This window comes from Streptomyces sp. HSW2009 (genome assembly GCF_040240285.1).
GTDB lineage: Bacteria > Actinomycetota > Actinomycetes > Streptomycetales > Streptomycetaceae > Streptomyces.
Map to the genome: position 1 here is coordinate 1 of NZ_JBEHZD010000268.1, position 10,445 is coordinate 10,445.

The window sequence follows — 10,445 nt, forward strand, 5'->3', positions numbered from 1 at the left end:
GGGCCGGCGGGGCCCCCCCCCCCTCCTCTGGCGGGGGGGGGGGGGGGGGGGGCGGGGGCCCCGGGGCGCGGGCCGGGGCCCGCCCCCCCACGCCGCGATCGAGGCCGCGGCCGAGGCGGCGGCGGACGCGCTCGACCCGGCCGCCGGACGACAACTCCAGGCGGTCTGGTTCGACCCCGGGCCCGCGCATCCGGGCCGGCTGCTCTTGGTCATCCACCACCTGGCCGTGGACGGCGTGTCCTGGCGGATCATCGCCGACGACCTGCGCACGGCCTGGGAAGCGGTGGCCGCAGGCCGGCCGCCCGCGCTGCCGCAGGTGGCGACCTCCTTCCCCGCCTGGGCCGCCGCCCTGCCGGCCGTCGCCGCCCGCCGGCGGGTCGAGATCCCGCGGTGGCAGGCCGTGTTGGCCGCCCCCGAAGGGCTGCCCGGCGGCCGGGCGGCAGGACAGCTCACCGACACCGTCGGCGCCGCCGAACACCGCGTCGTGGTGCTGCCGCCCGCCGCCACCGCACCGCTGCTGACGACCGCGACCGAGCGGTACCGCGCCGGCGTCGGCGACCTGCTGCTGACCGCGCTCGCCCGGGCCGTCGGCGGCTGGGGCGGGGTGGCCAGGGCCGACTTCCTGGTGCACGTGGAGGGCCACGGCCGGGAGGAGCACATCTGCCCGGGGGCCGACCTGTCCCGTACCGTCGGCTGGTTCACCAGCCTGTACCCGGTACGGCTCACCGCCCCCGTCACCGGGCCGGCGGCCGATGCGGTGCGGCAGGTGAGCGACGCGCTCGCCGCGCTGCCCGACAGCGGCATCGGCTACGGCCTGCTGCGCCACCTCGACCCCGTGGGCGGCGCCGCACTCGCCGACCATCCGGCGCCCCGGATCTCCTTCAACTACCTGGGCCGGTTCACCCAGGCCGGCGACGAACGGGCCTGGGCGGCGGCGCCGGAGGCCGGCGTGCTCGGCGGTGCCATCGACGCCGCGCTGCCCATGGCCCACCCGCTGGAGCTCAACGCGGTCACCCGGGACACCCCGGAAGGCCCCGCCCTGCACACCAGGCTGACCTGGGCGCCGGGTTCGCTGACCGGCGACGAGGTGGCCGACCTCGGCGAACGCTGGCTGGCCGAACTGACCCGCATCGCCCACGGCACCGCCGTAGCAACCGGCCCGGATACCGGTCGAGGCACCGGCCCGGACACCGACCCAGGCACCGGCCCGGACGCCGGCTCAGGCACCGGCCAGGACACCGCCCCCGCGGGCCGCGCCGGCCCGCCCCCCCCCCCCCCCCCCGGCGCGCCGCCCCCCCCCCCCGCCGGCGCGGCCGCGCCCGCCGCCCCCCCCCCCCCCCCCCCCCCCCCCCCCCCCCCCGCCCCCCCCCCCCGGGGGGGCCCGCCCCCCCCCGCCCCCGCGCGCGGCCCCACCCCCTCGCTGTCCCCGCTCAGCCCCGAACAGAGCGCCCTGCTCCAAGCACGATGGAGGAACCGGTGAGTGAGCACGACGGCCTGGACGACATCCTTCCGCTGTCCCCGCTGCAAGAGGGCCTGCTCTTCCACTCCGCGTTCGACGCGCAGGCGCTCGACGTGTACACCCTGCAACTCGCCTTCGACCTGCGCGGCGCCGTCGACGCGGGCGCCCTGCGCGCCGCCGGCGGGCAACTCCTGGCCCGGCACGCCAACCTGCGCGCCGCCTTCCTCCACGAGGGTCTGGACCGCGCCGTGCAGGTCATCCCGCACCGGTGCGAACTGCCCTGGGAGGAGTACGACCTGTCGGGGCGGGCACCGGACGACCAGGAGCGCGAACTGGCCCGGCTGACCGCAGCCGACCGGGCCCGCCGCTTCGACCTGACCGAGCCGCCGCTGCTGCGGATGACGCTCGTCAAGCTCGCCGCCGACGCCTGGCACCTGCTGCTCTGTGCCCACCACATCCTCATCGACGGCTGGTCGGTGCCGCTGCTGGGCAAGGAACTGTTCGCCTGCTACGCGGCCGGCGGCTCCGCTGCCGCCCTGCCCCCCGTCCGCCCGTACCGCGACTTCCTCGCCCACCTCGCCGGCCAGGACGGGGACGCGGCCGAGACCGCCTGGCGCGCCGCCCTGGCCGGCCTGGCCGAGCCGACGCTGTTGGTGCCGGGCCGCTTCACCGGCGTGCCTGAACTACCCACCCAACTCGACCTGACCCTGCCCGAAGGCGTCGGCGCCCGACTCGCCGCGCTGGCCACCGCCCAGGGCCTGACCAGCGGTTCGCTCTACCAGGCGGCCTGGGGAGCGACCCTGGCCCGACACACCGGCCGCGCCGACGTCGTCTTCGGCACCACCGTGTCGGGCCGGCCCGCCGAACTCGACGGCGCCGACACCATGATCGGCCTGTTCATCAACACCCTGCCGGTCGCCGTGCACGCCCCGCCGGCGCGCCCGCTGGTCGAGGTGGCGCACGCGCTCCAGCGCGCCCAGGCCACACTCCTTGACCACCAGCACATCGGCCTCGCCCGCGTCCAGCAGGCCGTCGGCATCGGCGAACTCTTCGACACGCTGCTGGTCGTGGAGAACTTCGCGGTGGACTCCAACGGCCTGGCCACCGCCCAGGCCGCGGGCGGCCTCCAGGTCGCCTCCGTACGCGGCGACGACGCCACCCACTACCCGGTCACCGTCGTCGTCCACCCGGGCCCCACCCCGCACCTGGCCCTGCGCTACCGCCCCGACCAGCTCACCACCGAGACGGCCCGGGCCATCGGCGCGGCCTACGTACGGGTCCTGACCGCCTGTGCCGACGACGCCAGCCAGCCGGTGGGCGCGGTCGAGCTGCTTGCCCCGCACGAGCGCCGCCGGGTCCTGGACGACGGCGCCCCGCTCACCACCGAGCCGCCCGCGCGTGATGACACCCTCACCGCCCGCTTCGCCGCCGCCGTGTGCCGCGACCCGGACGCCACCGCCCTCACCCACGGCCCGGACCGGCTCAGCTACCGGGAACTGGACCGGCGCTCGGACCACCTGGCCCGGCTGCTGCGCGAACACGGCGCGGGGACCGGCCAGTTGGTGGCCATTGCCCTGCCGCCCGGCACCGACCAGGTCGCCGCCGTCCTCGCCGTCCTCAAGACTGGCGCCGGCTACCTGCCGCTGGCGGCCGACGGGCCGGCGGACCGCGCCGCGACGGTCCTCGCCGACGCCGCCCCCGTCGCCCTCCTCACCACCGGCGACACCCTCACCGACGCCGCCGGCGCCCCCGCCGACCTCCCGCGCATCGCCCTGGACGCGCCAGCCACCACCGCCCGGCTGGCCCAACTCGCCGACCCGGCAGGCCCCGCCGCCCCGCCGCCCCCGCGCATCACCGCCGACCACACCGCGTACGTCATCTACACCTCGGGCTCCACCGGGGCGCCCAAGGGCGTGGTGGTCCCGCACGGCAACGTGCTGCGGCTCTTCGACGCCACCGAGGAACTGTTCGCCTTCGGCCCCGCCGACGTGTGGACCCTCTTCCACTCCTACGCCTTCGACTTCTCGGTGTGGGAACTCTTCGGTGCCCTGCTGCACGGCGGGCGCCTGGTCATCGTGGACCAGGCCGTCAGCCGCGCCCCCGACGAATTCCGCGCCCTGCTCGCCGCCGAACAGGTCACCGTGCTCAACCAGACCCCGTCGGCCTTCTACCAACTCGCCGAGGCCGAGAACACCGCACGCGCCGACGGCGCCGACCCGCTGGCGGTGCGCACCGTCGTCTTCGGCGGCGAGGCACTCGACCCGCAACGGCTCGCGCCCTGGCTCGCCCACTACGACCACCAGGCGCCCGAACTGGTCAACATGTACGGCATCACCGAGACCACGGTGCACGTCACCCAACTGGTCCTGGGCCCCGACCACACCGATCCCACCGACCGGGTCCACAGCCCCGTCGGCCGGCCCATCGACGACCTCGGGCTCTACCTCCTGGACACCGCACTGCGGCCGGTGCCGCCCGGTGCGACGGGCGAGCTGTACGTCACCGGGCCCGGGCTCGCCCGCGGCTACCTGGGGCGGCAGGGGCTGACCGCGACCCGCTTCGTGGCCGATCCGTTCGGCGCGCCCGGTGCCCGCATGTACCGCAGCGGCGACCTGGCCCGCTGGACCGAGGACGGCGAACTCGACTACCTGGGCCGCGCCGACGACCAGGTACAGATCCGCGGCTTCCGGGTGGAGCCCGGCGAGGCGCGGGCCGCGCTGGCCGCCGAACCCGACGTCGCCGACGCCGTCGTACTGGCCCGCCCGGGCCCCGACGGCGCCACCCGCCTCATCGGCTACGTCCGCCCGGCCACTGGCCACCTCGATCCGGCGCGGCTGCGCGCCCGGCTCGCCGAGCGGCTCCCCGGCCACCTGGTACCGGCCGCCGTGGTCCGCGTCGAAGCGTGGCCGCTGACCGGCAACGGCAAGCTCGACCAGCGGGCCCTGCCCGAGCCCGAGCACGCCGGCAACGGTGCCTCCCGTCCGCCGCGCACCCCCGCGGAAGAGATCGTCGCCGGCCTCTTCCGCGACCTGCTCGGCCTCGCCCACCTCGGCGTCGACGACGACTTCTTCGCCCTCGGCGGCCACTCGCTGCTCGCCACCCGCCTCGCCTCCCGGGTCCGGGCCGCACTCGACGCCGAAGTGTCGGTGCGCGACGTCTTCGAGGCGCCCACCGTCGCCGGCCTGACCCGCCGCGCCGAGCCCGGCAGCGCCCGCCGCGCCGCCCTCACCCCGCGCCCGCGCCCCGAACGGGTGCCGCTCTCGCCCGCCCAGCGCCGACTGTGGTTCCTGCACCAGCTCCACGGCCCGAGCGCCACGTACAACATTCCCTTCGTCGCCCGGCTCACCGGCCCGCTGGACGTACCCGCGCTGCGCGCCGCGCTGGGCGACGTACTGGACCGGCACGAGAGCCTGCGCACCGTCTTCCCGGCCGTCGACGGCCGCCCTTACCAGCAGGTGCTGCCGGTCGCCGAACTCGGCGACGTGCTGCCGGTGCACCAGGTCACCGCCGGCCGCTGGGAGCGCGAGCTCACCGCGCTCACCGGGGCCGCCATCGACCTGGAGCAGCAGGCCCCGCTGCGCGCCGCGCTGCTCGCCAGCGGGCCCGACCAGCACGTCATCGCCCTGGTGGTGCACCACATCGCCGCCGACCAGTGGTCCGCCGGCCCGCTCCTGGGCGACTTGGCCACCGCGTACGAGGCCCGCCGCGCGGGACGGGCGCCCGACTGGGAGCCGCTGCCGGTGCAGTACGCCGACTACACGCTGTGGCAGCGCGAGGTCCTCGGCTGGGGCGATGACGGGCCGCTGCCCGGCGGCCCGCTCCAGACCCAGGTCGACTACTGGCGCGGCCAACTCGCAGGTCTGCCCGACGAAACGGCACTGCCCACGGACCGGCCGCGCCCCGCACGGCCCAGCTACCGGGGCGGCTTCGTGCCCTTCCACCTCCCCGCCGCGACCCACCGTGCGTTGCGCGAGGTGGCGAGCGCCTGCTCGGGGTCGCTGTTCATGGCCGCGCACGCCGGGCTCGCCGCCCTGCTCAGCAAGGTCGGCGCCGGCACCGACGTGGTGATCGGCACGCCCGTCGCCGGCCGCTCCGACGCCGCCGTCGACGACCTCGTCGGCTTCTTCGTCAACAACCTGGTGCTGCGCACCGACACCTCGGGCGACCCCAGCTTCCGCACCCTCATCGACCGGGTGCGCGGCGTCGACCTGGCCGCCTACGCCCACGCCGACGTGCCCTTCGAGCACCTGGTGGACGTGGTCAGCCCGCACCGCTCGCTGGCCAGACACCCCCTGTTCCAGGTGATGCTGGCGTACGAGAACCGGGCCGCCGCCGAGGTCGGGCTCGCCGGCGTGCAGACCACGGCGGTGCCCGCGCTCGGCGACGCCGCCAAGTTCGACCTCACCTTCACCCTTGCCGAACGGGCCGGCACCGACGGCATCGACGGGGTGCTCGAATACGCCACCGACCTCTTCGACCGGACCTCGGCGACGGCGCTCGCCGACCGGCTGGTGCGCCTGCTGACCGCAGCCGCCGCGCAGCCCGACGCGCCGCTGCACCGGCTCGACGTGCTCTCGGCCGCCGAACGCGCTGCGCTGACTGGCACCGCCACCGATCCGGCCGCCGAACGCGCGGCCTTGACCGGCACCGCCTCCGGCCCGGCCGCCGGCACACCGGCCCCGGAAGGTTCCGGGGCCCGGGGCTCGGCGCTGGCACCCGGCGGGCCGCGCACCCTGCCCGGCCTGTTCGCCGCCCGGGTCGCGGCGGCCGGCGACGCCCCGGCCATCGCCGGTCCCTCCGCGCACACCGGAGCCCATGACGAGCTCAGCTACCGGGAGTTGGACGCGGTAGCCAACCGGCTCGCGCACACCCTGATCGCGCACGGCGTCCGCCCCGAGGACCGGGTCGCCGTCGCCCTGCCGCGCACCGTCGACGCCGTCGCCGCCTTCCTCGCCGTGGCCAAGGCCGGCGCCGTCTATCTGCCCGTCGACCCCGACTACCCGGCCGAACGGGTCCGGTTCACGCTCGCCGACGCCGCCCCCGTCCTCGCCCTCACCGCGCCGGGCCACGACCTGCCCGTGCCCACCGGACTGCCCACGCTGACCCTGCCGGCCCTGCACCCGGCGCCCGCGCAGGGCGGGCCCGACACCGACCCGGGGGCCTGGCGCGCGCTGCGGCCGGACTCGGCCGCGTACGTCATCTACACCTCGGGCTCCACCGGCCGGCCCAAGGGCGTGGTCCTCTCGCACGCCGGGCTGCCCGCGCTCGCCGACACCGTGATCGCCGGCTTCGCCGCCGGGCCCGGCTCCCGGGTGCTGCAATTCGCCTCGCTCAGCTTCGACACCTCGGTGTGGGAGATCGTCATGGCGCTGCTGTCCGGCGGCTGCCTGGAGATCGTGCCGGCCGACCGACGGCTCGGGGAACCGCTCGGCCACTTCATCGCCGAACGCGGCATCACCCATCTGACGGTGCCGCCCGCCGTACTCGCCGCGCTGCCCGCCGGCGCGCTCACCCCCGGCACCACGCTCATCGTCGCCGGCGAGGCGTGTGCGCCCGAACTGGTCCGCGCCTGGGCCCCGCGCACCTCGATGTTCAACTCGTACGGGCCGACCGAGACCACCGTCGACGCGACCCTGTGGCGGTGCGCGGCCGACGCCCTCGGCAGCGGTCAGGTGCCGGTCGGCCGCCCCGTCACCGAGACCGCCTGCTACGTGCTGGACGCCGCCCTCCAGCCGGTGCCGCCCGGCACCCCGGGGGAGTTGTACGTCGCCGGCAGCGGGCTCGCCCGCGGCTACCACGCCCGCAGCGGGCTGACCGCGACCCGCTTCGTGGCCGACCCGTACGGCCCGCCCGGCACCCGCATGTACCGCACCGGCGACCTGGCCCGCTGGGGCGCCGACGGTTCGCTGGTCTACCTCGGCCGCGCCGACGACCAGGTCAAACTGCGCGGCTTCCGGATCGAACTCGGCGAGGTGGAAGCGGCGCTCGGCGCGCTGCCCGGCGTCCGCCAGGCCGTCGCCCTGCTCCGCGAGGACCGGCCGGGACAGCCGTTGCTCGTGGGGTACTTGGTGGTTGACGGGGAGGCCGGTGGCCAGGCTGGTGGCGAGGTTGGTGCTGGTGCCGAGCCGGGTGCCGCTGCTGGTGTTGTGTCCGGTGCGCGAGCCGGTGTCGCCCCCGATGCCGCTGCCGATGCCGCGTCCGGCGCTCAGGCCGGCGCCGCTGCCGGTTCAGGTGCCGGCTCCCGCCCCGACGGCGTCGGCGGCCCGCTGGACGCGGCGGCCGTACGGGCCGCGCTCGCCCGTACCCTGCCGGACTACCTGGTGCCCGCCGCCGTGGTGCACCTGGACGCCTTCCCGCTCAGCCCCAACGGCAAGGTGGACCGCTCCGCGCTGCCCGCGCCGGCCGACGCCGCCGGCGCGGACGACCTGCCGCTCGACGGGGTCGCGGCGACCCTCGCCGGTCTGTTCGGGGAGGTGCTGGGCCGGCCGCGGGTCGGTGGTGCGGACAGCTTCTTCGCCATCGGCGGCGACAGCATCTCCTCCATCCAACTCGTCAGCCGGACCAGGGCGGCCGGGCTGGCGCTGACCGCCCGGCAGATCTTCGAACACCGCACCCCGCTGGCGCTGGCCGCCGTCGTCACCCCGCTCGCCGACCCGGCCCGGGCCACGGCCGTGGGCGCGGTCGAGCGGGGCGCCGTGCCGCTCACGCCGATCATGCAGTGGCTCGCCGGCAGGCCGGCCGCCTGGCGCACCTTCCACCAGGCCGTACTGGTCCGGGTGCCGGGCACGCTCACCGAGCAGGGGCTCGCCGCCGCGCTGGAGACGCTGGTGGCCACGCACGGCATGCTCCGGGCCCGGGTGGTCCGCGACGCCGACGGCCGGCCGGCCCTGACCGCCGACCGACCCGCCACGGGCCAGGCCCCCTCCGCGGCTTCCGCGCCGGCCCCCGGCTCGGTCTCCAGCGACGCGGTGTCCGCCCCGTACCGGCTGACCGTCGTGGACGCGGCCGACGCCGGTCCCGAGCGGCTGCGGGCGCTGGTCGCCGAGCACTCGGCCGCCGCCGTCGACGGGCTCCGGCCGGAGGCGGGGCGCCTGATGTCGGCGGTGTGGTTCGACGCCGGGCCGGGTGAGGTGGGCCGGCTGCTGCTGACCGTCCACCACCTGGTCGTGGACGGCGTCTCCTGGCGCATCCTCCTCGCCGACCTCGCCGCCCTGCTCGACGGGGAGCCCGCGGGCCACGGCGGGGACCGGGGCGCGGGTGCCGCGGCCGGCCGGCGGCTGGCGCCGCCCGGCACCTCCTTCGGCCACTGGGCCAGGGAACTGTGGGCGGGCGCGGCCCGGCACGAGGACGAGCGGGAACACTGGGCACAGACCCTGGCCGGCGACGAACCTCCGCTGGGGGAGCGGCCGTTGGACCCGGTGGCCGACCTCGCCGCCGAGACCCGTACGGTCCGTACCGTCATCGGGCCCGACCTCGCGGGGCCGCTGCTCGGCGAGGTGCCCGCGGCCTTCCACGCCAGCCCGGAGGACGTGCTGCTCGCCGCGCTGGCGCTGGCCGTCACCGCCGAACGCGCCCCGGGCCGCGGACCCGGCGGGCCGGCCGGTGCGTCGGGCGCCGGCTCAGTCCTGCTCGACCTGGAGTCGCACGGCCGCCACGAGGACCTGGTGCCGGGCGCCGAACTCTCGCGTACCGTCGGCTGGTTCACCACCCAGTACCCGGTCCGTATCACCCCCGGTGCGGCCGGTGCCGCCGCCGCGGTCAAGCGGGTCAAGGAGCAACTGCGCGCCGTGCCACGCCAGGGCACCGGCTACGGGCTGCTGTACGCCCAGGCGCCCAGCGGCGCCCAGATCGCCTTCAACTACCTGGGCCGCTTCGACGGCGCCAACAGCGAAGACCCGGTCGCCGGGAGCTGGACCCCGGCCCCCGAATCGGACGCCATCACCAACCCCACCGACCCCACGCTCCCCGCCGATCACGTCCTTGACGTGCACGCCTCGGCCATCGACGGGCCGCACGGGCCGAGCCTCACCATCCGCTGGACCTATCCGCCGGGGCTGCTCGCGGCCGAGCGGGTGCGCCGGATCGCCGACCGCTTCACCACGACGCTGCGCGAACTGGCCGGCGGCACCGGCGCCACCGATGTCACCAGCGGCACCGGCGGCACCGGCGCCGCACGGGGCGGGCACACCCCGTCCGACTTCCCGCTGGTCACCCTCGACCAGGCACAGGTCGAAGAGTTGGAGCGGCAGCACCCCACGCTGACCGACGTACTGCCGCTCTCCCCGCTGCAACAGGGCCTCGCCTACCACGCCCTGTCCGACCCGGACGCGCTCGACGTCTACCTCGTCCAACTCGAACTGGAGTTGACCGGCGCCCTGGACGCCGCCCGGCTGCACCGCGCCGCGCAGACCGTCGTGGACCGGCAGCCCAGCCTGCGCGCCGGCTTCGGGCAACTGGCCGACGGCAACCTGGTGCAGTACGTCACCGGGGCCGCGCCGCTGCCCTGGCGGGAGATCGACCTACGGGCCGAGCCGGCCCCGCACCCGGCGCTCGAAGCGCTCACCGCGGCCGACCGCACCGAGCGCTTCGACCTGGCCCGGCCGCCACTGCTGCGCTGCACGCTGGTCAGGCTCGCCGATGACCGGCACCGCCTGCTGCTCACCAGCCACCACCTGCTGATGGACGGCTGGTCCACGCCGCTGCTGCTGACCGACCTGTTCGGCGCGTACGCGGGGCAGCCGCTGCCGGCCCGCCGCCCGTACGCCGACCATCTGCGCTGGCTCGCGGGCCAGGACCGGCCGGCCGCGCTCGCCGCCTGGCGGACGGCGCTCGCCGACCTCGCCCGGCCCGCGCTGCTGGCGCCCGCCGCGGGGCGGGGGCGGGCCCCGGGCCCCCCGGGGGGGGGGCGGGCCCCCTGGCCCCCCCCCCCCCCCCCCCCGGGCCGCCCCGGCCCGCGCCGGGGGGGGCGCCCCCCCCCCCCCCCCCC

The 10,445-nt window shown here is 77.2% G+C and carries 2 protein-coding genes; both read left to right on the top strand.

Annotation, left to right across the window (positions count from 1 at the left end):
* Positions 1-1,480: condensation domain-containing protein (locus AAHZ94_RS19815; RefSeq protein WP_349994310.1), on the top strand; the 1,480-nt coding region annotated here is incomplete at its 5' end.
* On the top strand, positions 1,477-10,445 hold an 8,969-nt coding region (locus AAHZ94_RS19820; protein ID WP_349994311.1), incomplete at its 3' end, for a non-ribosomal peptide synthetase. The genes AAHZ94_RS19815 and AAHZ94_RS19820, both read left to right, overlap by 4 nt.